This is a genomic window from Mesorhizobium sp. B2-5-3 (assembly GCF_006441005.1).
In the GTDB taxonomy this organism is placed as follows: Bacteria; Pseudomonadota; Alphaproteobacteria; order Rhizobiales; family Rhizobiaceae; genus Mesorhizobium.
Genome location: NZ_VFUS01000007.1, coordinates 29,148 through 53,103, shown reverse-complemented (window position 1 = coordinate 53,103; position 23,956 = coordinate 29,148). Strand labels below are relative to the sequence as shown.

Annotated in this window: 21 protein-coding genes and 1 pseudogene; 16 read left to right on the top strand and 6 right to left on the bottom strand. The window is 61.0% G+C overall.

The window, feature by feature from the left end; genetic code table 11:
* Positions 1 to 301: 301 nt before the first annotated feature.
* Positions 302 to 1,540: an amidohydrolase family protein gene (locus FJ867_RS17680; RefSeq protein WP_024504890.1), complete on the bottom strand. Its 1,239-nt coding sequence runs from the start codon at positions 1,538 to 1,540 to the stop codon at positions 302 to 304.
* 64 nt (positions 1,541 to 1,604) lie between these two features.
* Positions 1,605 to 2,357 (bottom strand): SDR family NAD(P)-dependent oxidoreductase, encoded by a 753-nt coding sequence (locus FJ867_RS17675; protein WP_140818055.1) that lies wholly within the window; start codon positions 2,355 to 2,357, stop codon positions 1,605 to 1,607.
* 262 nt (positions 2,358 to 2,619) lie between these two features.
* On the opposite strand from FJ867_RS17675, the gene FJ867_RS17670 reads away from it, so the two are divergent.
* The 7 genes from FJ867_RS17670 (at position 2,620) to FJ867_RS17640 (ending at position 9,707) form a co-directional block, all read left to right on the top strand.
* Positions 2,620 to 3,504, top strand: coding sequence for a LysR family transcriptional regulator (locus tag FJ867_RS17670; RefSeq protein ID WP_032899521.1), 885 nt, complete (start codon positions 2,620 to 2,622; stop codon positions 3,502 to 3,504).
* A gap of 139 nt (positions 3,505 to 3,643) precedes the next feature.
* Positions 3,644 to 4,762 (top strand): 3-isopropylmalate dehydrogenase, encoded by a 1,119-nt coding sequence (leuB, locus tag FJ867_RS17665; protein WP_348641410.1) that lies wholly within the window; start codon positions 3,644 to 3,646, stop codon positions 4,760 to 4,762.
* A 277-nt stretch (positions 4,763 to 5,039) separates the two neighbouring features.
* Positions 5,040 to 6,302, top strand: coding sequence for a nickel-dependent lactate racemase (gene larA / locus FJ867_RS17660; protein ID WP_246675078.1), 1,263 nt, complete (start codon positions 5,040 to 5,042; stop codon positions 6,300 to 6,302).
* Positions 6,299 to 7,540 carry a LarC family nickel insertion protein gene (locus FJ867_RS17655; protein ID WP_281405952.1) on the top strand — a complete coding sequence of 414 codons (1,242 nt, stop codon included), beginning with the start codon at positions 6,299 to 6,301 and terminating at the stop codon, positions 7,538 to 7,540. The genes larA and FJ867_RS17655 overlap by 4 nt, the downstream gene beginning before the upstream one ends.
* Positions 7,533 to 8,321, top strand: a complete 789-nt coding sequence (locus FJ867_RS17650; protein ID WP_024504896.1) for a potassium ABC transporter ATPase — start codon at positions 7,533 to 7,535, stop codon at positions 8,319 to 8,321. The genes FJ867_RS17655 and FJ867_RS17650 overlap by 8 nt, the downstream gene beginning before the upstream one ends.
* Entirely contained in the window at positions 8,318 to 8,965 is a 648-nt protein-coding gene (gene larB / locus FJ867_RS17645; RefSeq protein WP_127269186.1) for a nickel pincer cofactor biosynthesis protein LarB, read from the top strand. The genes FJ867_RS17650 and larB overlap by 4 nt, the downstream gene beginning before the upstream one ends.
* Positions 8,966 to 9,095: 130 nt before the next feature.
* Positions 9,096 to 9,707 (top strand): flavin reductase family protein, encoded by a 612-nt coding sequence (locus FJ867_RS17640; protein WP_024504897.1) that lies wholly within the window; start codon positions 9,096 to 9,098, stop codon positions 9,705 to 9,707.
* 75 nt (positions 9,708 to 9,782) lie between these two features.
* Here FJ867_RS17640 and FJ867_RS17635 read toward each other — a convergent pair whose 3' ends face one another.
* Positions 9,783 to 10,640, bottom strand: a complete 858-nt coding sequence (locus FJ867_RS17635) for a nitroreductase family protein (RefSeq protein WP_140818050.1) — start codon at positions 10,638 to 10,640, stop codon at positions 9,783 to 9,785.
* 55 nt (positions 10,641 to 10,695) lie between these two features.
* Positions 10,696 to 13,344: a CoA transferase gene (locus FJ867_RS17630; protein ID WP_210242312.1), complete on the bottom strand. Its 2,649-nt coding sequence runs from the start codon at positions 13,342 to 13,344 to the stop codon at positions 10,696 to 10,698.
* A 164-nt stretch (positions 13,345 to 13,508) separates the two neighbouring features.
* Between FJ867_RS17630 and FJ867_RS29375 the strand changes: the two are divergent.
* The 7 genes and pseudogenes from FJ867_RS29375 to FJ867_RS17595 all read left to right on the top strand — a co-directional run bounded on the left by FJ867_RS29375 (position 13,509) and on the right by FJ867_RS17595 (position 19,987).
* Positions 13,509 to 14,358 (top strand): annotated as a pseudogene (locus FJ867_RS29375) (SMP-30/gluconolactonase/LRE family protein).
* 61 nt (positions 14,359 to 14,419) lie between these two features.
* Entirely contained in the window at positions 14,420 to 15,550 is a 1,131-nt protein-coding gene (locus tag FJ867_RS17620) for a thiolase family protein (protein ID WP_140818049.1), read from the top strand.
* The gene (locus FJ867_RS17615) at positions 15,517 to 16,002 is read left to right on the top strand and encodes an OB-fold domain-containing protein (protein ID WP_206517131.1); all 486 of its coding nucleotides are present in this window, start codon (positions 15,517 to 15,519) and stop codon (positions 16,000 to 16,002) included. The genes FJ867_RS17620 and FJ867_RS17615 overlap by 34 nt, the downstream gene beginning before the upstream one ends.
* Positions 15,996 to 16,817, top strand: a complete 822-nt coding sequence (locus FJ867_RS17610; protein ID WP_140818047.1) for a helix-turn-helix domain-containing protein — start codon at positions 15,996 to 15,998, stop codon at positions 16,815 to 16,817. Before FJ867_RS17615 ends, FJ867_RS17610 begins: the two co-directional genes overlap by 7 nt.
* 89 nt (positions 16,818 to 16,906) lie before the next feature.
* A complete protein-coding gene (locus tag FJ867_RS17605) occupies positions 16,907 to 18,244 on the top strand; it encodes a sugar ABC transporter substrate-binding protein (RefSeq protein WP_246675076.1) in 1,338 nt (445 codons plus the stop codon).
* Positions 18,237 to 19,157: a sugar ABC transporter permease gene (locus FJ867_RS17600; protein WP_024504905.1), complete on the top strand. Its 921-nt coding sequence runs from the start codon at positions 18,237 to 18,239 to the stop codon at positions 19,155 to 19,157. The genes FJ867_RS17605 and FJ867_RS17600 overlap by 8 nt, the downstream gene beginning before the upstream one ends.
* Before the next feature lie 62 nt (positions 19,158 to 19,219).
* Positions 19,220 to 19,987 (top strand): carbohydrate ABC transporter permease, encoded by a 768-nt coding sequence (locus FJ867_RS17595; RefSeq protein ID WP_236382678.1) that lies wholly within the window; start codon positions 19,220 to 19,222, stop codon positions 19,985 to 19,987.
* Between the two features lie 72 nt (positions 19,988 to 20,059).
* Here the strand turns inward: FJ867_RS17595 and FJ867_RS17590 are convergent, their stop codons facing one another.
* Together FJ867_RS17590 and FJ867_RS17585 are read right to left on the bottom strand one after the other, a co-directional pair.
* A complete protein-coding gene (locus FJ867_RS17590; protein WP_206517133.1) occupies positions 20,060 to 20,929 on the bottom strand; it encodes an alpha/beta hydrolase in 870 nt (289 codons plus the stop codon).
* Positions 20,930 to 20,939: 10 nt separating this feature from the next.
* The gene (locus FJ867_RS17585; RefSeq protein WP_024504908.1) at positions 20,940 to 21,344 is read right to left on the bottom strand and encodes a hypothetical protein; all 405 of its coding nucleotides are present in this window, start codon (positions 21,342 to 21,344) and stop codon (positions 20,940 to 20,942) included.
* A 233-nt stretch (positions 21,345 to 21,577) separates the two neighbouring features.
* On the opposite strand from FJ867_RS17585, the gene FJ867_RS17580 reads away from it, so the two are divergent.
* Complete coding sequence (locus tag FJ867_RS17580) at positions 21,578 to 22,309, top strand: GntR family transcriptional regulator (protein ID WP_050580511.1); 732 nt, start codon at positions 21,578 to 21,580, stop codon at positions 22,307 to 22,309.
* Positions 22,310 to 22,558: 249 nt separating this feature from the next.
* Entirely contained in the window at positions 22,559 to 23,797 is a 1,239-nt protein-coding gene (locus FJ867_RS17575) for a substrate-binding domain-containing protein (RefSeq protein ID WP_024504910.1), read from the top strand.
* The last annotated feature ends 159 nt before the right edge of the window (positions 23,798 to 23,956 follow it).

Here is a 23,956-nt window from a genome sequence, read left to right as displayed (position 1 = left end):
CAAAGCTTTGGCGTCGCCTCTTCGAACGAGCTATGTCCTTCCACTCAGCAGTTACTGAAACTTCGCTCAAATGCGCGACCTCCAGCGATGCGCGGACACCAGGGCGGTCGAATTCAGCATTGGGATAGTTGGCTGGACGCGCGCTCAGAGCCTTCGATGGGATGGACCTCGTCGCATTCCACGATGTAAGGCGTGAACGCGGAAGACTTGTCGATATCCAAGTGACACAGCCGGTCCGCCCCCGGAGCGGACATCTCAAGACTGGCAAAAGGATGGCGGCGTGATTGGTCCCAGCGTGAGCCTAGGCTGCGAGCTGGTTCTTCACGAATGCACCATCCTTCATGATGGCGGACATGTAGCGGCCTTGACTGCCCAGCGCAGACAGATCCTTCACGGGATCCTTGTCGACCACGAGGAGGTCGGCAAAGGCGCCTGCCGCGATCGTGCCGACCTTGCCTTCCATACGGACGAGTTCGGCGGCGGTAAGGGTTGCCGATTTGATCACCTCGATCGCCGGCAGCGCCTCCGCGCGGATCAGGAACTCTTCGGACTGATAGCTGTGCATCGAGCCCAACACGTCGGTGCCGTAAGCCAGCTTGACGCCGGCTGCCCGCATCGTCTCCAGCGATTCGGGACCTCTTGCGCGCACCCATTTCAGGCGTTCCACAAAGCCGGGATCCAGCTTCAGCGCATCGGCCTCGCGGATCTGCGCTTCATAGGCGGCGATCGTCGGCGTGACGATCGCACCTTGCTTCGCAGCGGTGGCAGCGGTTTGAGGGGTAATAAGTGTCGCGTGTTCGATCGAATGAATACCGCATTCGAGTGCACGTGCGACGGCCTCGTCGGTGTGGGTGTGCACCGACACATACATCTTGGCCTTGTCGGCTTCGTCCTGGAACGCGCGCAGCTCATCCATCGAATAGCCGAGATATGGCCGAGGAAAATGGGAGGATGCCGCGCCGCCATTGGCCATCACCTTGATGAATCTGGCGCCCTTGCGAACCTCGTCGCGAGCGGCACGGCGGCAGTCGTCGACGCCGTCAACGATGCGTCCTACCGAGCCGAGTTGGTCGAGTTGACGGTCGCCACTGATCATGTCGTAGCGCGTCCGATAGTCCGAATGGCCGCCGGTCTGCACCATGGCCTTGCCGCAAATGACCAGGCGAGGACCTTCGATAAGACCCTGCTCTATCGCATGGACCTGAGCCACAGTAGCGCCGCCGAGGTCGCGCACGGTGGTGAAACCGCGATTGAGCATGCCCTTCAATATCCGCACCGAATGATAGGCGACGAGTTCGTTTGGCAGAAACGAGTTTTCGGCCGGATCGGCAACTCCGGAATTGATGTGCACATGGCAATCGATCAGGCCCGGCATCAAAGTCTTCCCGCGCAGATCGAAGCGATGCGCGTTGCTATCCCGGATCGGCTTGTCTGAAACCTCGTCGATAACATTGCCGCTGACGCGGACGAAACGGTCGTGCTCGCCGTCCTCATTGGAGCCGTCAACGATCCGCGCGTTTTCGAATATGTAGGAAGGCATCAGCAGTCTCCTTGTTGGATCGGTGCGCCGCCACGTGCGCCGCGGAATTTGACGGGCGCTACGGTCAGTAGGTTGCCCTGCCGCCGGAAAGATCGAACACCGCGCCGGTGGTAAAGGAATTCTCCTCTGACGCTAGCCAGCAGATCATGGAGGCGGCTTCGCCAAGTTCGAGCATGCGGCCGCGCGGAATCTTGGCAAGCATGTACTCGATGTGTTGCGGTGACTGCTCCATTGCCCCAGGCGTCTTGGCAACCGCCGGAGTGACGCAGTTGACTGCGATGTTCTGCCCTGCGAGTTCCTTGCCCAGTGACTTCGTCAAGGCGATCACGGCTGCCTTCATGGAGCTGTAGGCGACCGCGTTGGGGTTGCCCTCCTTGCCGGCAATGGAGCTGAGGTTGACGATGCGCCCGTAGTTAAGCTCCCGCATATGAGGGACGATGGCGCGGCAGCAGTTGAAAGTCCCTATCAATCCCACACTCAGGACCTGTGCGAAGGCCTCGGGTGGATATTCCCAGGTCGGCATGTTCGGCCCGACCAACGCCGCATTGTTGATCAGTATGTCGATCTTGCCAAACCGTTCCAGCGTGTGTGCAAAGCCCGCTTCCACCGACGCGAGGTCGCCAATGTCAGTCTCAATCCCAAGCACGTCGCGGGTTCGTCCAAGCTGATTGAGAGCCTTTTGCAACGTAGCGCCATCGCGATCCCAGATCGCTATCCTGGCACCGGATGCCAGCATCCGCTCGCTGACTGCGAACCCGATGCCCTGCGCTCCGCCCGTGACAATCGCTACGCGCTGCTCAAGATCATATCGATTCATGGTCGAAGACGCACTCTGATTGAATTATTGATTGAAGCATGTTCCACGGGGGAACCGGTGGCGATTTCGCGACAAGCGCGTGCCAGAACGTATCGACTGCGATGGCCTTTCGCAAAAGACTTCGTTTGGAATGGCTGCTTCGCGATCCGCGATGATGCCCTTGCGACAGTTGCATCCGTGCGGTCAACAGCTATTAGCAGTGACTGGCTGCGTGTTTCGCAGGCCTGGCATGGATGGAATATGCCGGAGAGGGGGAGCTACATTGCGTTTTGACCTTCTTTCGCTTCAGCTGTTTGTCGCCGTTTGCGAAGAGCAGAGTATCGCCAAGGCGGCCGATCGCGAGCACATCGCGGCATCGGCGGTGAGCAAGCGGATTTCCGATCTCGAGATACGCCTCAGTACGCCTTTGTTTCATCGCAGCTCGAAGGGACTGGAGCTGACCGCGGCAGCGCAGGCGCTGCTCCACCATGCGCGCGTCGTGCTCCGCGACTTGAAGCAGATGGAGATTGAGCTTGCCCATCACGCCAGTGGCGTCAGCGGGCAGGTCCGCATTTTTGCGAGTGTTTCGACGATCATCCAGCATCTGCCGTCGGATCTGAGCAACTTTCTGGGGACGCATTCGGCCATTCGAATCGATCTGGAGGAGGGCACCAGCCAGCAGGCCGTGGACGCGGTGGCCGAGAACGCTGCGGATATCGGCGTCTTCGGTGGCGTCGTGCCCCGTCGCGGTTTGAAATACATCCCCTATCGCAGCGACCGCCTCGTGGTGCTGGCTCACAGGGACCACCCGCTAAGCTCGCAAACTTCCGTCAAGTTCGCCGACCTCCCGGATTATGACCTGATCGGGCCAAGCAGGGGAAGTTTTCTGGATATGCTCGTCATTCGCGCTGCGGCTGAGCTGAGCAAACCGTTGAAAATGCCAATCCGGGTCAACGGGTTCGAGACGGTGTCGACAATGGTAGAGGCGCAGATGGGCGTCGGCCTCGTGCCGGCGGGATGTGCCGCCCGTTATGTAACGGGTGGCATGCTTGCGGCAATCGCGCTCGACGAGCCTTGGGCAGTCAGGCAGTGGAACATCTGCGTTCAGGACAGTCAGGGCCTGCCACCACCCGTGAAGCTGCTGTTGAAGCACCTTACCAACAGTTGAGAGGCTGGTCCGCCGGCTAACCGGTGCGTCGCGTCCGACGATGCGAGCTTTCCAAAGGACGACTTCGAAGGGTCCGGGTCGGCCCATATAAGTCCTGCCGCAGAGAGGGCCGAGCGAATGCGCCCGCCTCTTCAACTCAATTTCGAAAGGCAAGGCCTTGAAGATAGTAGTGCTCCCAGGAGACGGGATCGGTAAGGAAGTGACCGCGGAGGCAGTAAGGGCGCTGCACGCGGTCATCGGTAGTGAACTCCCGCTCGAACTCACAGAAGCCGTAATCGGAGGTGAGGGGCTGGAGCGCTTCGGCGATGCCCTGCCGCCTGATACCCTCGACATCTCACGCAAAGCTGATGCCATTCTGCTTGGCGGAACCGGCGTTCCTGAGGATGAGAGGCGAGCGCCGAGCGAGGGGGCCGGTTACGGCCTGCTCAAGCTGCGCAAGGCCCTCGGTCTCTATGCTAACTTCCGCCCGGTCGTGCTTTATCCCGAGCTTGTGGACGCCTCCACACTCAAGCCCGAAATTGTCACGGGGGTCGACCTGATCATCTTGCGTGAACTGACCGGCGATCTCTATTTCGGCCAGCCGCGTGGTGTCTCTCGTGACGAGACTGGCGCGCGTGTCGGCATCAACACGATGCGTTATACCGATGCCGAGATCGAGCGCATAGCGCATGCGGGCTTCCAGGCCGCCGCGAAACGACGTAAGAAACTGTGTTCGGTTGACAAGGCAAACGTCCTTGAAACGATGGCGCTGTGGCGCGAGGTCGTTATCGAAGTCAGCAAGCAGTATCCCAATGTGGAATTGACGCATCTCTACATTGACGCGGCGTCCATGGCCTTGATCCGAAATCCCAAGCAATTCGATGTTGTCGTGACGGGCAATGTCTTCGGCGATATCCTCTCCGATGCGGCGGCCATGTTGGCCGGCTCAATCGGAATGCTGCCGTCGGCCTCCCTCGGCGATCACAACAAGGGCCTATACGAACCGGTCCATGGCACCGCGCCGGACATCGCTGGCAAGGACTTGGCGAACCCACTGGCCGCAATCCTTTCGGTTGCCATGATGCTCCGGCAGTCGTTTGGCCGCGACCAGCACGCTTCGCGTATCGAGCAGGCCGTACGGTCAGTGCTGCGCGAGGGGTATCGGACCGCAGACATCTATCAACCCGGCTGCAGGAAGATCGGCACGAGGGCCATGGGTGAAGCAGTTGTCGAGGCGATCCGCAAGCAGAAGGTTGGCGGGGAGGCGGAATTTGCCTGACCGGCCGCTATGACCTGCTGCTCTCGCGGCAAGTCGGTCGCGTCCGCATCGCCGATTGCGACGACAGGTCTCCAAACCGAGACTTACTTCGGTTGACTGACCAGCGGTACTCGAAGGCAAGCCAGACATGTTCGAGCGACGTCACGTGGCCGAAGAGGGCTGGATCAGCCGCCGAACATCATAGGTGCCGGGCCGTAGCGACGGACGGCGGATCGTGAGAGCCGAGGGACGGCAGATGAAACATGGCGGTCCTTTCGAACTTGCCTTCGGTCGTGGATTGCTGAAGCTGGCATTGCCGCAAGGCGCGGAGCCGACAGTAATCCGGAAGGCGTTGTTGCCAAAACTCTTCGACGCCTCTTCAGCAATTGCATCCGCCTTCGCGAATCCGATTGGCTCCGAGCCTTTAGCCCGTCTGGTGGTCGGGCGTCGGAGCGCCTGCATCCTTATCTGCGACATCACGCGCCCGGTGCCGAACCGGCTATTCCTACGCGTCATGATCGAGACAATGATCAAAGGCGGCATTCCCGCGGACAGGATCGATGTGCTCGTTGCCACCGGCCTTCATCGTCCGAACGAGGGTGTGGAACTGGAGGAACTGGTCGGCGATCCTTGGGTTCTGAAGACCGTCCGCGTCACCAATCATTTCGCACGCAACGAACACGACCACGTCGATCTGGGACATACGCAGACGCGTGGGACACCGATCCGGATCAATCGGCTTTTCGCGGATGCGGACCTCCGTATCGCTACAGGCCTGGTCGAGCCCCATTTCATGGCAGGCTGGTCCGGTGGTCGAAAGGTTGTCGCCCCCGGCGTTGCCGGCCACGAAACCATCCGCACCTTCCACTCGGCGCGTTTCATGGAAGACCCGCTGTCAGTCCAGTGCAATCTGGTCGGCAACCCGCTCCATGAGGAACAGTTGCAGATCGTACGCAAGGTTGGCGAAATCTATGCGTTGAATACCGTGCTCGATGAAGATCGCGATCTGGTTTGCGTGACCTTTGGCGAGATCATAGCCAGCCATCTGGCTGCGGTCGATTTCATCGCCGACACGACGATGATCGACGTGCCGCGCCGGTTCAAGACCGTGGTGACGTCGTCTGCAGGCTATCCCCTCGACAAGACCTACTACCAGACGATCAAGGGTATGGTGACGCCGATCGACATTCTCGACCCGGGCGGGACGCTGATCATCGCCTCGGAATGTTCGGAGGGCTTGGGCAGCCACGAATTCCGCCAGGCGCAAGCGCGCTTGGTGGAGATGGGACCCGAGCCATTCCTTGCCACGCTTACGGCGAAGACGCTTGCCGACATCGATGAATGGCAGACGGAGATGCAGCTGAAGCCGATGCGGGTGGGCAAGATCCAGCTCTACACGACCGGGCTAGATCGCGAGGAACGCCGCATCACCGGAGTTGAACTGGTCCCCTCGGTAAACGACGCAATCGCGGCCAGTCTTGAACGCCATGGCGACCCCGCCGTTGCCATCATCCCGGAGGGACCATACGTCATTCCGATCTATCGGCGGGCAGGACTGTGAGACGCGTCCACCTCGATGCAGTCGGCGGCATCGCCGGCGACATGTTCGTCGCGGCAATGCTCGACGCGCTGCCTGACCTGCGAGAGCGCGTACTTGCCGACGGCGCTGCAGTGCTTCCGGTTGAAACCGGTGGCATTGCCTTCGAGGAAGGCGAGAGCCTGTCGATGCGCGTGCGGCGCTTCGGTCTGGTCGCGAAGCGCGCGATGTCGGCTGCAGCGCCACACGCCCATGCGAACGCATATGGTGATGATGATGGCCACCATCACCATCACGATCGCAACCAGATTCCTGATGAAGCGCATGCAGGTAGTTTTGCTGACATGGTGGCACGCATCAAGGCCGCGGATCTCCACGATGGAACGGCTGCCAGGGCCATTGCGATACTGACGATCATTGCCGAGGCGGAGGCGGCCATCCATCGCGTGCCGGTCGAAAGGGTACATTTTCACGAGATCGCCGACTGGGACTCCCTGGTTGACGTCGTCTGCGCCGGCAGCATCGCAGCGGCGCTCGACAAGACGGTGTGGAGTGTCTCGGCTCTGCCGCGAGGCGGTGGCCTTGTGCACACCGCCCACGGGCTGCTGCCCGTTCCCGCGCCTGCCACGGCCGCGATCCTGACCGGTTTCGAATGGCGCGACGACGGGATATCAGGCGAGCGCGTGACGCCGACCGGCGCGGCGATCCTTAAACATCTCACAGCGCCTGGTGCTGACGGCACGTCTGGCCGGCTTGTGTCGTCCGGAACAGGCGCGGGGACGCGGCACCTGCCCGGGATGCCGAACATTCTTCGCGTTCTCGTCCTAGAGAACGAAGTCTCAAGTCCGAGCGACACCATCAGTGTCATCGAATTCGAAATCGACGACATGACCGGCGAAGAGATGGGCGTCGCCTGCGATCGCCTCAGGGCAACGGACGGCGTGTTGGATCTCTCCGTGGGGCAGCGCCTCGGCAAGAAGGGGCGTCCCGCCTCGTCGTTCCGGCTTCTGGCGAGACCGGAACTGGCCGATCAGGTGACGGCCCGGTGTTTTGCCGAGACATCGACAATCGGCTTGCGCCTGCGGGAGGAACGCCGGCTGGTCCTCTTCCGGGAAAACTTCAAGGCTGCCGGACTTGCCGTCAAGGCGGTCCTCCGGCCATCGGGCATCACACGCAAGGTGGAAAGCGATGCCCTTCGAGGCGGAAGCCTTGCCGAGCGCCGCGCCATGAAGTGGCAGGCCGAGACGACCGACGATGAATGACATTGCGCCGGCACAGCGTCTTGACCGCGTTCTTGACCGTTTCGAACAGCTCGCCATTGCTGTCAGCGGCGGCGTGGATTCAGTGACGCTGGCAGCCTTCGCACATCGCAAGCCGGGCCTTGCGGTGACGGTAATCCATGCCGCCTCACCAGCCGTTCCGGAAGAGGCGACGGCACGCGTGCGGGGTCTGTCAGATACCGAAGGCTGGACGACCCTCGTCATCGGAACTGGCGAGTTCGAGGATTCACGCTATCGGGACAATCCCTCGAACCGCTGCTATTTCTGCAAGACCAATCTCTACGATCGGATACGCACACTGACGCCGCATGTGATCGCGTCGGGTGCCAATCTCGATGATCTCGGCGACTATCGTCCCGGGCTGCTGGCTGCCGCCGAGCGCCAGGTGGTACATCCCCTCATCGAAGCGGAAATGGCCAAGGCCGACATTCGCGCGCTTTCTCGCGAGCTTGGCCTGGGCTCTGTCGCCGAATTGCCCGCCCAGCCATGCCTGGCAAGCCGCGTCGAGACGGGAATAGCGATCGATGCCCGCGACCTCGCATTCATCGAGAAGGCCGAGCGGCATCTGGCTGACATTGCCGCCAGTGGCGTTACGTTGCGCTGCCGGATTACGCGGTCAGGCGTGGTTCTGGAACTCGGCGACGGCGTGTCCGCGCAGAAGCATCTGCTGGTCGAGATCACGCAGCGGCTTTGCGCCGAGGCAGGACGCGTCTTCGTGGGCGCCCGGCCCTACAGCCGCGGCGCGATGTTCATGCGCCCATGAACGACTTTCAACTCGACTGGCAACGCAGCAGGCGCACCGGAGTGCCGGAGGCGGTGCTATGTGAGCATAAGAGCCCGACCCAGGTGGCCGCCATCATCGTCGCTGCTTCCGAGAAAGGAGAGCGGCTGTTGTTCACGCGTCTCGACGAAAGCCATTTTCTGGCGCTCGATTTCGCCATTCGCAGTGCACTTGATTATGATCCACTGTCGCGCACTGCGGTGCTGGGCGGGTCCATGCCCGTTGCAAGCACAGGTGTGGGCATCGTGGCGGCGGGCACGTCGGATATGTCGGTCGCACGGGAAGCCGCCCGAGCGCTCTGCTTCAACGGGCATGACGCGCCTATCGTCGCCGATGTCGGTGTCGCCGGATTGTGGCGGCTTACTGAAAGGCTCGACGAAATCCGGATGTTTCGGGTTGTTATCGCTGTCGCCGGCATGGAAGGCGCGCTCTTCAGCGTGCTCGCCGGGCTGATCGCGGCGCCGTTGATCGCTGTACCGACATCTGTCGGCTACGGCGTGGCCGCCGGCGGATATGTGGCGCTCAACGCAGCGCTCGCGAGTTGCTCGCCGGGAGTTGTGGTGGTCAACATCGACAATGGCTTTGGCGCAGCGGCAGCCGCGGTGAAGATGCTTTCAATGCGTTGACGCACCAGCCTCGCTAAGCGCGATGCGCGCGTTCCGATATAGAGCAAACAATCGATTTTGCCGGTGCTAGAAAGGCGTGGCGCCAGCCAAACTGGTCTGCCCCGCCAAATCATCGGAGGTCCCCACGACAATGCAGTTCGACTTCTCCGAGCTGAAGCCGCTTGACCGGCACAAACTTCTATCCTCGACGATCACGCCACGGCCGATCGCATGGGTCACGACCGTCGCGTCGGACGGGGTGCGCAATGCAGCGCCATTCTCGTTCTTCAATGTCTTCAGCGAGGATCCCCCTGTCGTCGGTTTCAGCATCGTCGACCGGTCTGCAGGCGACAACAAGGACACAGGACGCAATATCCGGATGTCGGGCCAATTCGTCGTCAATCTGGTCGACGAGGATCGGCTGGACCAGATGAACATAACCGCCGCCGAGTTTGCGCCGGAAATCGATGAGTTTTCGCGGTCCGGGCTTGCAGAGGAAGCTTCAGTGACGATCGCCGCGCCGCGAATTGCCGAGAGCCCCGTCTCCATGGAGTGCGTGCTGCACAGCATTGTTCCTCTCGGGGTATCGCGCTCGCTCATCCTGGGAACGGTCCAGATGATGCATATACGCGACGACATGCTGATCGACCCGGTTCGCTTCCATGTCGATACACAAAAATTGCGCCTTGTCGCCAGGGCACAAGGAAACACCTATGTCCGCACGACAGACGCGTTTGAGTTGCCGAGAATCTCGGCGACGTGACAGGGCCGGCGGTTCGCAAGCCTGACGAAGTCGCAGCCCCTGTCTCTCAGTCAACATTGGCGCGCGCAACCGCAGCTATTTGAGCCCAAATCCCCGCGCCTTCAGGAAGTCCATGAGCACGTGCCTGCCGGTCAGTGCAGCAACGTCCTTTATCCGCGCTGCGGTCTGTTCAGTCCAGTCGATGTTGCGCATGTTCTGTTCGGCCTGGAATTCCCGCATGCGTGCCTCGTAGGCCGCCATAAGCTCCGGGTCGATTTGGGTATACCGCTCGCGGTGGAGGATTATGCCTTGCGGCAGGCGCGGCTTGACGTCTGTTGCCACCGCCGGATCGGGGCGGCCGACTGTCATGCCGAACACGACCATCGATTCGTCGGGCAGTCCCAGTTCGTTGGCGACGGCCTGAGGGTCGTTACGCATCGCGCCTATGTAGCAGCAGCCGAGGCCGAGCGACTCGATTGCAACAGCGGCATTCTGCGCTGCGAACGCGGCGTCCGCGATGGCAAAGATGAATGCCTCGATGTAATCGAGTGCGACACCGGCATGTCCCCGCTCATCGCTGATCGCACGCAGGCGAGCCAGATCGGCGACGAAAACGAGCAGCAGCGGCGCGTCATGGATGTGCTTCTGGTCCGCGGCGTAGCCGGCCAGCCGCGCCTTGCGATCCTTGTCCTCGACCGCAATGACGCTCCAAGCTTGGAGGTTGGAAGTTGAAGCCGCCGACTGTGCGGCCGCCACGACGAGCTCAAGGGTATTTGCGGGAAGGGGCTGGTCGAGGTAGTAGCGCACCGACCGGTGCGACAGCATCACATCCAGCGTGCTGTTCCAAGTGACGTGGGACAATTCTTCGGCGAGAGCGGGATCACGGTAGCGCGTACCGACGCGTTCACGTGCCGCTGTACCGTCGGCGACGCTGTTTCGCTGCTTGCTGGTCATCTGATTGTTATCCATCTGGTTGTTTGGCTTGATCCGCCTGGGATTCTTGCCGAGGTCAAATAACGCCCTCGTGCTTGAACGAGCGGATCTGTGCTGTTGAGTGGCCGAGGAGTTCACCGAGGACATATTCGTTGTCTTCGCCGTAACAAGGCGCTCCGCGGTTGATCAATCCGCCTGCATGCGCGGGTGTGCGGCCAAGTTTGAACGGCACTTCGGCCACGGGCCACGTCCCGATCCTTGTCCCAGGCACTTCAGTCAGCCACTCCAGCCTCCGCAACTGCGGATCGTGATCGCAGCGATCCTCCGCCGTCTGGCATACGCCAGCGGCCACGCCAGCTGCCTGCAAGCGGCTCATGCAGTCATAGGCCTCAACGCCCTCGGTCCACGTTCCAACCACCTTGTCCAGTGCATCCTGGTTGACAAGACGAGCCGCAATATTGGCGAAGCGTGGATCGGTTAGCCATTCAGGATGGCCCGCGGCATGGGCGAGCGCCGCCCATGACCGCTGGTCGCAGCACGAGATCGCGATCCAGCGATCCGCCCCCTGGCAACGATAGGCGCCATGCGGCGCGGCATTGCCATAAGGGGAGCGGTTGCCGGTACGCTGCCACACTCGCCCGTTTGCCGACCAATCAAGGATGGCCTGGCTGGCAAGGAAGATGCCCGCTTCGCATTGGGACGCATCGATATGCTGACCCTTGCCGGTGACCGAGCGGTAGTACAGCGCACCGAGGAGCGATTGGGCGAAGCCATAGGCCCCCATCCAGTCGAGATAGGAATAGCCCCACCCGGCAGGCATCGCCGGTTCGGCAAGACCGGACATCTCGTTCATCCCAGCAAACGAGGCAGCGATAGGCCCAACGGTGCGCAGTCGGCCATAGGTGCCGTAACTGCCCATGCCGGACTGCTGGACGTAGATGATATCGGGACGGATGCTGCGCAGGACGTCATACCCCAGGCCTAACCGATCGAGGACGCCCGGAGAGAAGCCTTCGGCGACGACGTCGGATATTGCGATCAGCCGCTTGGCGATATCGATACCTTTCGGGTGGCGGATATTGAGCGAGAGCCCGCGCTTGCCCGTGTTCTTATTGTTGAACTGGCCGCCCATGTCGGGATCGCTGACGCCCGGCAGTGGGCCGGTCGCGGCCTCGCGCGCCGTGCGGCCGCCAACGGGTGCCATTGCGGCGAGGCGTGTGTCTGGGTTTTCCTTCCATTCGACCTTGATGCACTCGGCGCCAAGCGCAGCAGCAAAGCGCGTTCCGCCCGCCGAAGCAAGGAACCATGAGAAGTCAAAGATGCGGACGTTCTGCAAAGGAAAGGGACGATTGCGTGCTGAGAGCGCCGGTTTCAGGGTCGCCTCTGCCGCTACCTTTGGCGATGCCTGCCTTGAGGTGTTGCTCACTTCGTCCGTATGCTCACCGCGCAGCGGCGCGCGCTTGCCGGCCTGCCATCGTGTTTCCGAACTCAGCCATTTGCTTGTGGCATAATGGAAGCTGCGCCCAAGTTCAGGGTGATCGACCTTGGTGATGGCGCCGCGCTTCAGCCAATGCTCGTCTTGTGCATTCTCATGCGGCTTGCGCACCGGTGCCCAGAGCAATCCCGCGGCCTGAGCTTCTTGCCAGGGCGTCGCGTCATATGTGTGGGCGCGGACGAAACGCTGAACCACTTCCAGCGTGTGCGAGGTGGCGTCGTCCATCTTCGACGAGCCCGGGACGCTGCGTGCGTTAAAGTCCGCATCGGCTGTGGGCGCCTCGAGGTCCGCAGCCATGTCGAAACGCTCGAGGAACGGCACGAGATTGGCCTTGTCACGGGCGCCAACACCCCAGGTCATGTACCAGCGACCATCTTTGGTGTGACTGATGTTGGGGACACGCGACACTGCCTCCAGGGCATGACGGCATGTCAGACGATGGAGCGGCGCTCGGCGCATCACCCATGACATCAGATCGATCTCGGTGCTCTTGGCCACCGCCTCATGGATGGCACAGGAGATATCCTGACCGAGACCCGAGGTGGTCCGCTCGATCAGAGCGGCAAGAATGCCAATCATGAGTTGCTCACCGGCAATATGGTAGGCATGCCAGATTTGCGGTGCGATAGGCGGTAGGTCGTACTGTTCCGATGGATCCGGATCGTAGCCGCAATTCATCATGACGCCGCCGAGCGCCAGATGAACCAGGTCCGACCCCTTGAAGGTACTCCAAGGGCCGTCATCGCCGAAAGGCGTCATGCGGGCGATGACGAGCGAGGGGTACCGCGCCGCAAAGGCTTCGCGGGTCAGCCCAAGCTGTTCATTCAACATGCCGCAGCTAGCATCCAGCAGGATGTCGGCAGTACCCAGGAGCTGGACCAACATCTCGCGACCGCCTGCGGTATCCAGATCGGCGACGGCGGATTTCTTGCCGCGGTTGTATGCCCAGAAATAGAGAGACTTTTCGGGGTCGGGCTCCTCAGAACAGAACGGGGCGATGCGCCTCGTCGGGCTGCCGTCTGCTGATTCGATCTTGATCACCTCGGCGCCGAGTCCTGCAAGCAGCAGGCCGCAATACTCCGCCGTCTCGTCCGCCACCTCGATCACTCGAAGGCCAGACAGCATTCCGGGGGCGGTGTCGGACGCCAGAGCGGTCGACCGGGGTTCAACTCTTGCAGCTGTCATGAAGGGTGTTTGGACCGTCTCAGCGTTGATGTTGAGCAACCACATTTATGGAGTTTGCTCGGCAAGATAATGCATTATATAAAATTAGGCATTGAGAAGCGGCGCCTGTCAATTAGAAATTGCGGGGGTCAAACCAATTCACCTTGGGTGGTGGAAAAAGTGCAGAAGAAATTTCGATCCTGAATTTTTAAGGCTTCCGGCGCTATGTCGTGGCCAATGCGCCATTGGAGCGTCTTCACACCGGCATGATGTGGGCGGAAGGTCCGGTCTGTTTTGCGGATCGAGATTCTCCTTCTTAGCGACGTTCCGGCAGAGCAAATATTACTGTCGCCAAAGGGCAGCCACCGGTCGTCTTTCGCCATCCGTCCGGCAACGCCAATGGCAACACCCGGGACCGCCAAGGGCGTCTGCTCACCTGCGAGAGCGGCAATCGTCGCGTCGTCCGCACCGAACTTGACGGGCAGGCAGACCGTTCTCGCCGATAGCTACGAGGGAAAGCGGCTCAACTCGCCAAACGACATCGTCGTACGCTCGGATGATTCGATCTGGTTTACCGACCCGGATTATGGAACTCTCAGCGATTACACAGGAAACCGCGCCTCCAGCGAGCTCGGGCGCCGCTGCGTTTTCCGCCTTGATCCCCTCGATGGCAAGCTGGCGATCGCCACGGACAAACTGGACAAGCCCCAATGGCCTGGCCTTCCCGCCCACCGAGAAAATCCTTTCGTTGCCGACTCAGGCGCGACGCACACGCCTGGGTGGCGCACATGAGATCCTAGCTTTTGACGTAGCGGCCGATGGTGGGCTTGGCAACCGCCGGACATTCGCCGTGATCGATGCCGGGGTGCCTAACGGGTTCCGCGTGGACCTCGATGGCAATATCTGGACAAGCGCGGCTGATGGTGTTCACTGCATCAGCCCGAGGGGGAATTAATCGGTAAGATTGCGGTCCCGGAAACCCGTCACAAACCTGACGTTTGGCGGCCCAAGCGCAATCGCCTGTTCATAGCCGCTGCCTCGTCTCTTTACTCGATTTATGTCGGGTCACGCGGCCTCTGAAATGGTTCCGAACCTCTTGACCAAGATAAAATAAAATGCATCATCCATTACGGAGGGGACGATGCAAGGCTTTTCTGGGCTTCGAGACAAAGTATCGGTGGTGGGCGTCGGCACGACGGCGTACGGCAACTTTCCCGACATGGACGAGTATGGCCTGGCGGCTGAGGCGTTTCGCAACGCGGTTGCAGATTGCGGACTGGACAAGGGCGCGGTCGACGGCCTGCTTACATGTCGTATTCCGAGCTACTACCGGATGGGCGAAGTCCTGGGACTTGATCCGCGTTGGACGATCACCCTACCGGGGCATGGTCGCATGTCGGGCATCGGCCTCATCGAGGCAACGATCGCCTTGACGAGCGGCCAGGCGAAATATGTCGCGCTGCTTTACGCCAACATCGGCCGATCTCGCCGCGTCTTCTACGGCGGAGGTGAAATGCCGGGCCATTGGGACCCTTGGGGGTTCACCTCGCCCGGCGGCGCCCACGCCATGATGTTCCGTCGCCACATGGAGCTTTACGGTACGACGACGCGGCAACTCGCTGAAGTTTCCGTGGCCTTCCGCAGCCATGCGCAACTCAATCCCGGCGCGGTGATGAAGGAGGCAATGACTATCGACGACCATGAGAATTCCCGTCCGATCGTCGCCCCGCTGCGCCTATTCGATTATTGCCTGATCAACGATGGCGCCGTCTGCCTGATCCTCACGACAAGCGAGCGTGCCGCTGATCTCGCCAAGCCGCCGGTTCGGATCAGCGGATTTTCGGGGCGCGAGGCCTATCGAAACTCGTCCATAGAGAATTTTCACATCGACTTCTGGCACGATCAGGTCTCGGCATCGGGCGATGAGGCGTTCGCCATGGCCGGCGTCGAGCCCGCCGATGTCGATGCATTGATGTGTTACGACAATTTCAGTCCGACCGTGCTGTTCAGCCTCGAAGGCCTTGGCTTCTCCCCGCGCGGCGAAGGCGGCCGGTTCGTCGAGGGCGGAGCGTTGAAACTTGGCGGCCGGCTGCCGACCAACACGGACGGCGGCCATCTGTCCAATTCGTATATGCAGGGCTGGGCCCTCAACGTCGAGGCGGTGCGCCAACTGCGTGGCGAATGCGGCGATCGGCAGGTTGAGGACTGTGAAGTCGTGACGTACGTGCAAGCAACACCATGCACGCGCACGATCGTTTATACGCGGGCGTGACGGCTGACATGGCGTATGGCGCTTCCGCTTCCGAGAAATCCGTAGAGGCAAAGCCGTTGCCCAAGATTACGCCCTTGAACAGGCCGTTCTGGGACTATGCGCTCAAGTCAATTTACGCGCTGCAGACCTGCGATGCGTGCGGCGACGCTCATGTTCCCGAAGCGCCGGTCTGCCCTCGGTGCCTGAATGACCGCCAGACCTGGAAACCGGCGAGCGGAAAAGGCACGCTGCAGTCCTGGGCGGATTTCCATCGCGCCTATTGGGACGGCTTTGAGGCAGACTTGCCCTACCGTACATGTCTGGTGCGGCTTGACGAAGGCCCGCTGGTCGTCAGCAATTTGGTCGGCGGGCAGGCGAACCTCAGGATTGGTGCGCGCGTCCATGTGGTGTTCGACCGCATCGCCGATGGCATCGCATTACCGAAATTTTCTCTGGACGAACCGGGATGCTGAATGAAGCAGCTGACGCCGAAGTGAGCGCGGCCGGATGCGATCGTCATCACGCCGGCCGCCTGCCAGCCCGGCCAAACCGCAGCATCCTGAGATCGGCGACGCGCCCGCTCGAAATCATTGAACTCTTTGCTGCTCTCCGCCGCCCGCTGTCGGTCTCGGAAATCGCCTGCGCGCTCGAAATCCCCCAGTCAAGTTCGTCCGTGCTGCTACAGGCCATGAGCGGTGCAGGTTTCATAGCGCGCGATCGCAAGACGCGGAAATACCTACCGAGCGTCCGCTCCGTGCTGTTGAGCAACTGGGTCCACGACACGTTTCTCCAGGGCAGCGGCCTGCTGCAGGCGTTGGATGCGTTGAGCATCGAGGCCAATGCAAATGTCCGGCTTGGCGTCCGCAATGGGGTGCACGTTCAATATGTGCATGTCTCCTGGCCGTCGGCCGAGCCAAGGACGAATCGCCTGAGTCCCGGCATGAAGTTGCCGATTGGCGGCGACGCCCTGGGCAGGATGCTGCTTCTAGCAGAGAACGAGAATGACGTACGTGGCATTCTCCGGCACGGGAACGCCGTCGGCGATGCTGCACATGCGGTCAATGTGGAGGATCTTGTCAACGAGCTGCGAATGCACCGCGTCGATCGCTTCGCGGTTTGTCGCGATCTGAGTGCCCAGGACGACCTCGTCATCGCAATCCAGTTGCCCGCGCGATTTGGAGCGCCTGCTGCGATCGGCATTGGCGTTGCCGTTTCCGGGCACGCGGACGGTCGGTCGAGGTTCGCCGCGCTGCTTCGTGACTTCGCTGCAGAAGCCTGGGGTGCCTGAGGCCGAAGTGCTTGACCGCCACATGCGTACGCCGGGGCGGAATAGGAGCTACCAGGCGGCTCTTTCTAAAACGACTAAGAAGCAGGCTGGTGGAGGAATGCGCAATGAAGAGCAGTAACTTGATGGAACTCATGCAGCAAATGTCGCTGACACGACGGCAATTGCTCGGCACGTCAGCAATGCTGGGGGCAGCCGCTCTGATGCCGCGGCAGGCATGGAGCGCGCCCGATCTCAAGGGTATCGAACTCAATCTTATGGTGATCCAGCCGCACGTCACCGGTGGACGCATAGTTGCAGACGAGTTCGGCAAGGCGACCGGCGCGAAGGTCAACGTACTGCCGGTTCCCAACGACCAGATCCAGCAAAAGGCGACCCTCGACGTCCAGTCCGGATCCAACGTCTACGACGTCATCGACTACTGGTACTGTCTGCTCGGCGCGCTCGCCGAAGACGGCACGGTCGTCGACGTTACCGACCGCATTGCCAAGGATTATGCCGCTGCGGACTTCCTGCCGTCGATCTACGATCCCTACACACTGTACAAGGGAAAGCGCTGGGGGGTGCCATATGACGGCGATTCGCACGTGCTGTTCGTCAACACCGAGATCCTGGAACGGAGCGGCCAGAAGCCGCCCACGACTTGGGACGAATATCTGGCGACGGCGAAGGTCATCACGGAGGCCGAGACAGCGAACGGCATCTTCGGCACCGCGCTGCTCGGTGTGAAAAACCCTTTCATGATAGGCTGCAGCTACACCAACCGGCTGGCTGGTCTGGGTGGCGATTTCTTCGATGCCAGCGGCAAGCCGTTGCTCGATTCGGAAGTCAGCATCGCGGCCGTCCAGGCCATGCTTAACGTTGCTCCGTATGCTCTGCCGACGCCGCTGGAAACCGGGTTCGAGCAAGGATTGCCGGCCTTCCTCTCCGGTAAGGCGGCCATGATCGAGTTCTGGACCGATCTCGGGGTCAACGCACAGGATCCGGCAATGTCGCAGATTGTTGACAAGTGGACCGTGGTGCAGATGCCGATTGGCGGCGCCAACAAACAGCATCGCGGCTCGCTCGACGCCGGTTTCGGCCTGGCGATCTCGGCCGGCTCGAAGCAGCCGGACGCCGCTTGGGAACTGGTCAAGTTTGCCTGCAGCAAGGAAATGAACCTCAAGCTGACACTGACTCCCGGCAGTGGCATCGATCCGATCTTCACGTCGGTTCTCGACAGCAGCCAGTACAAGGCGGCGGCGCCGAAGGTTCAGGCTGCTGGCGCCCAGGCACTAAATGGCGCGCTTGCCTGGCCTACCGGGGCACTGGCGTCCAAGATGCTGCAAGGCCTGGCTGACGAACTTGCATTGGTTCTCGCTCAGACCAAGACCCCCGAGCAGGCCATGAAAGATGCCCAGGCGGCTTGGGTTGCAATGCTGAATGGATAGAGGCAACCCGGTTTCCACATCGGCCGGAGCGACGGTAAGCGGCTCGCGATTGGCAGGGTTCCTTCTGGTCGCGCCGCTGCTGCTCGGCCTCTCCGCCTTTGCCATATATCCGTTTCTCGACGTGCTTGCGTTGTCGCTGTCGAAGAGCTCGCTGGGGCGGCAGTTCCAGCATTGGCCGGTTCTGACCAACTTTGCCGCCATTCAGCGCGATGGCGACTTTCAGGCGGCCCTGTTGAGGACGACGATTTTCGCAATTCCCGTCGCATTGATCCAGCTCGCACTTGGCTTGGCGATCGCGATGATGCTGCATTCAAGTCTGAAGCAGGCGAGGTGGGTGCGCAGCCTTATCCTGTTGCCGCTGATGACGCCGCCCATGATGGTGGCCGTGGCCTGGAAATTGATCCTTGCGCCCGCCGGCGGCCTGCTCAACGGCGTGCTGTTGCGCACCGGCATCATAGACCAGCCGGTCTCATTCCTCGGCACCATGCCCGCAGCCTTCCTTTCGGTCGCTGTCGCCGATACCTGGCAGTGGACGCCGTTCGTGGCGATCCTCGCTTATGCGGCGCTCCAGACCTTGCCAGACGAGGTGTTCGAGGCGGCAAGTGTCGACGGCGCGTCGCCGCGAACGATCTTCTGGCAGATCACGCTTCCGATGCTGATGCCGACGCTGCTTGCCATCTTGCTGTTGCGCGTCGTGATCGCGTTCAAGCTCTTCGACCTCGTCTATGGTCTGACATTCGGCGGGCCGGGATTCAGCACCACCGTCACCACCTTCCGCATATGGCGCACTGCCATGCAGGAGTTCGATGTCGGTCTGGCCGCAGCCCAAACGCTGGTGTTCGCCATCCTCGTCAGTATTGTCACCCTGCCTATCACCTGGCTTCACAAACGCAGCGAAACGAGGTCGGGATGAGCCATTCCAGTCAAGCTGGGGGGAAGTCGCGGGGCCGGGTCGCAACAGGGTGTGCCGCGGTCATGGTCGGCTTCTTTGTGTTACCGATTGCGTATCTCGTCTCGGTTTCCTTCAAGACGCCAGACCAGGTGCTTACCGGGTATTTCCTGCCGCAGGCACCGACACTGGCGAACTGGATCAACACCTTCCAGATCATCCCACTGTTTCGCCTGCTGGCGAACTCGCTGCTGGTCGCGGTTTGTAGCAGCCTGCTGACGCTCGCCGTCGCCTTTCCAGCCACGTACGCCATGGTGCGGTTGAAGGTCGGCGGGCGCTTCCTTCCGGCCTTCACGCTGGCGACCTACGTGGCGCCGCCGGTGGTCGCGCTCATTCCGCTTTTTCTGCTTCTGCGTCGGCTTGGTCTGCTCAACAGCCTGTCTGGCCTTATCCTGGTCAACGGGATAGCCAACCTGCCGGTGGCCTTTTGGCTGTTGTCAGGCTTCCTGCGACGGGTGCCCGTGGAAATCGACGAAGCGGCAAAGATCGACGGTGCTGGGTATTTCACGATCATCTTTCGCCTCGTCGGCCCAGTCATGGCGCCAGGCCTCGTGGCAACGGGTTTGATTTGTGGCATCCTCGCCTATGATGAGTTCCTGCTCGCCTCCGCCTTCAGCAATGACGAAGGCAGCCGAACGCTGCCGGTGGCGATAGCTCTTTTCCAGGGCGAGCGATTGATAAATTTCGGCCAGATGGCGGTAGCGTCTCTCACCGGCATTATACCGGTCTATCTGATCGGGCTGTTCGCGCAGCGGTGGCTGATCGGCGGGCTGACGGCGGGCAGCGTCAAGTAAACCAGGATCCAGGTTGGAAAAAGCGTCGACGATTTTGCTTCCTGCGTTTTTCGCTGGCCTCCCGGGGCGGTATCAGCCGGTGCGCTTTGCTGACTTCGCCCTGATCTCATCGAGGATTGGCACGATATACTCCCGGAACTTCGCCGGGTTCTCGGCCATGGGGAAGTGGCCCATGTCGCGCATATGCACCCATTTCGAGCCGGGTATCATCGACGCAAGCTGACGCCCTTCCTCGACCGTCGCCGACCAGTCGTAATCGGCATTCAGCAAATAGAGGTCGATCTTCGCCGTGTCGATATACTTGGCCGTATCCGTGAGATCATGCTCCTCGACATAATAGTGCAGGTCGCCCGGGAAGACCGACGGCGCCCCCTGGCTGTACATCCAGATCGTCTCGCGGCGGTAGACCTCCGGGCTGCTCGGCGAACACTGTGTGTGTTGCAAGGCGGCGCGTGTGTCGTTGGATGTCGTTGGGTGCCAGTACCAGTCTGTCAGCGTGCCAGGCTCGGGGCTCTTGATAAGAGGCTCAAGCGCGATCGCGGCGCGAAAATGCTCGGGATGGTAAAGCGCCAGATCGGTCGCCAGCAGCCCACCCATCGAGCAGCCCATGAAGACGGGTCTGTCGAGCTCGAGCGCCTTTGACAACTCGAGCACGTAGCGCAGGAACCAGTCCATCTTGAGCTTGTAGCCAGTCTCCCAATAGCGGTGGGTGAGGGGAGGCAGCGACTTGCCATGGTAGGGCAAGTCCCACGCGATGAAACGGAAATACCGGGTGAGTTCCTCATCCTCGAGAAGGTGCCGCCATTGGCGCGCATCGGTGCCTGCCGTGTGCTGCAGCAGCACCGGGATGCCGGTGCCAGCCTGTTCGAGGTATATACGGTACTCGGTGTCATCCAGGGTCAGATACAGATAGCCGCATTCCATCTTTGCAAACTTTGCCATCATCCGTCCCTCAAGCCTTCACGCCGTTGATCTCCTGGCGCATCACGGCGAGGATTCGCTGCAAGGCGCTGTAATATGCGTAGAGCGACGACAGATCGCCGCCGAGCCGCATGCCGCGATGGATCGCCGCCGGGAAGAAGTCGTTGCAGAAGCGCGCCGGCGCCGGCTTCAGGATGTCGCGCCAGGTTTCCCGCGGCCCGCCGACATAGATGGTCGACGACTTGTAGCCGTCGCTTCCTTGCTGGAAGTCCACGACGCGGCCATCCCGGATCTCCATGAAATACTCGTCCGCCTCGTTGCTGTAGAAGCGGATGCGGGCGTTCCAGAAGCGGGCGGCAATCGCAAACTCCGGGTCCTTATTGACGCCATCGCGGACGGCTTTGACGGGAATGACCAACTGGTCCTTGTCGCTCACTGACGATACTCCTCCATGCTTCCGTTAGGGTGCGCGATGGGAAAAAATCCACCGTGATCCCAACTCGCCAAGAGGCCGAAATCAACCGATCTCAAGAGTCCGGCTGAAGAAATCAATATTCTGATGCCCGTCGAACGCTGAACCGCTCGATTGTGGTTGCGGGAACGGGACGAACATGGAAATCCTGATGTAGGTCGACCAGCAGTTTCGAGTGTCGGCTTCGGAAATGAGGAATGACCGACCACCAGCCGCTCGACGCATTGCAGCAACAGATCAGCAAGCGCAGTCTCGCCGACGACAGCGGCGACTGGTCTTTGAAATCACGGACGACGGCTGAGTATCAGATTGCTGAAGTGCTGCGCGAAAAGATCATCGTCGGTGTCCTCGCGCGTGGACAGAAGCTGAAGCAGGCCGAGATCGCCAAGATGCTCGGCGTCTCGATCACGCCGGTGCGCGAGGCGCTGCGGCTGCTGGAAGCCCAGGGCTATGTGGCGGTGAGTGCCCATCGCGGCGCGATCGTCGCACCCTTCCTGATCGAAGGTGCCGAGGAACTCTACCAGTTACGACAGTTGCTTGAAACGCGCCTGACCGCGGAAGCTGCGCGGCGCATGTCGCCGAACGATCTGTACGTTCTCAAAGCCATCAACCACGATCTTCTCATGGCCGCCAGGGCTGGCGACCGCGCCGCCTGCCAGGAGAAGAATTTTCGCTTCCACTTCCGGCTATACGAACTGGCAGGCCAGGCGCAGACGCTCGATTTCGTGCGCATACTCTGGGCCAAATATCCGCTCGACTTGCTGAGCCAGATGCCGGGCAGGCAGTCGCGCGTTTTCGATGAACACGTGACGCTTCTGGCCGCTCTGGAGCGGGGCGATGTTGAGGGCGCTACGGGTGCGATGGAAGTGCACATCAATACAGGCTGGTCGGAGTTCCTGGCAAACTACAAGATGCCCGTCTTGCCCTGAGGAAGTCGCCTCACCTAGTGACAGTCGCAACTGCGGAGCGCGCCCATGGACATCGTCTGGGGCGATGGCCGCATAGCCAACGACGACTTCGGCTGAATTGTCAGTGTCTCCTATAACCATCGCAGGGGTTCTGTTCCAAACAGGCCAGCAGGGAGGGTCTTTAACGTTTGCTATGAGTACCCTCATGGCGAGGGTTAGATTCGTCCTTCCGGCGGTTTGCGAACCTCATGATAAAAAGGGGAGGAGAGCATGCTTACCTGGAAGAACAGAGCCGTACGGTTCGCCCGCGTGATCACCGTGGCGGCCTGCACGGCAGCATTTTCGTTGGTCGGGCTGGCGGCTAGTCACGCGGCCGATCCGACGGCCGAGGAGCAGGCAGCCGCGCTGGCCGCCGTGCCGAAGGAGGCGCAGAAATACTACGGCGGCTACTGGTATGCGACCAATATAGTCGCCGATCCGTTCGCTAACTGGAAGCCCCATGCGCCGCCATGGAAGATTTGCCACAATGATTCCTATCTTGGGAATTCGTGGCGCGCCAACCTTGTGGCGGAGCTGAAGGCGCTGACCAAGCAATTGGCCGATCAAGGCCTCGCTGAACCCGAACTCAACGTCACGAACTCTAACGGCGACATCAACCTCGAGCTCACGCAGCTGAAGGCGCAGATCGCGCAGGGCTGTGACCTGATCATGAGCTATCCGGGGTCTGCGACCGGCCTTTGCGCGGGCATCAAGGAGGCTTTCGACAAGGGCATCCTTTTCGTAACCATCGACTCGACGGTCACCTGCCCGGAAGCGCTGAACGTAGCGACCAATCCCTACTATCGCGGTCAGTACGAAGGTGAGTGGATCGCCAAGCAATTGGGCGGCAAAGGTACCGCCCTCATCATGAACGGACAGCCCGGGACCGCGAACACGGTCGCTCAGGAGACAGGTTTCCGGAAGGCCGTCGAGGCGTTTCCCGACATTAAGGTCGCCGGCAGCCTGTTTGGCATGTGGACTGGGTCGGTGGCCAAAACCGAGGTGCTGAAGTTCCTGGCGACGCATCCTGAGCCTGTGCACGCTGTGTTCTCGACAGGCAATATGGGCGTTGGCGTGGGCCAAGCGTTCGAGCAGTCGGGCCGTGCGCTTCCGATCATCACCGAAGTCACCAACCTTTGCAGCCTGCTTGCTTACTGGAAGGAAAAGAACCTCACCGCCAACACCTTTGTCCAGGATGGCGGTCCGATGGCCTATTCCGCCTTCATTCCTGCACTGCACATGATGGCCGGGCAAAAACCGAAGGTGAACACCATCTTCATGCCGCTGCCCAGCATCACGGCGGAGAACTTCAATGACTACTACGACGCTTCCATGACCGTGCAAAGCACCTGCTTCGCCAACGGCAAGGACCTGCACCTCGTGCCGGACTCGTATTTCGAGCAGTTCTTCACCGGCGGCGAGCCGAGAGCCAAGGTTGAGATCGTCTCGACCAACGCCCAGCCGCAGTGAAATGCACCACGATGGGTGCTCGCGTTCAGCGCGGGCACCCATAAGGGAGTTGCGCATCGTGCGCGGCATTGCTTTTCAAAGGATCACACCCGTCGGGTATGAATGGTAGTCGCACTTTGACCGACTTGTCCCTCAAGACCATCCAACGAGTGGCCGGGC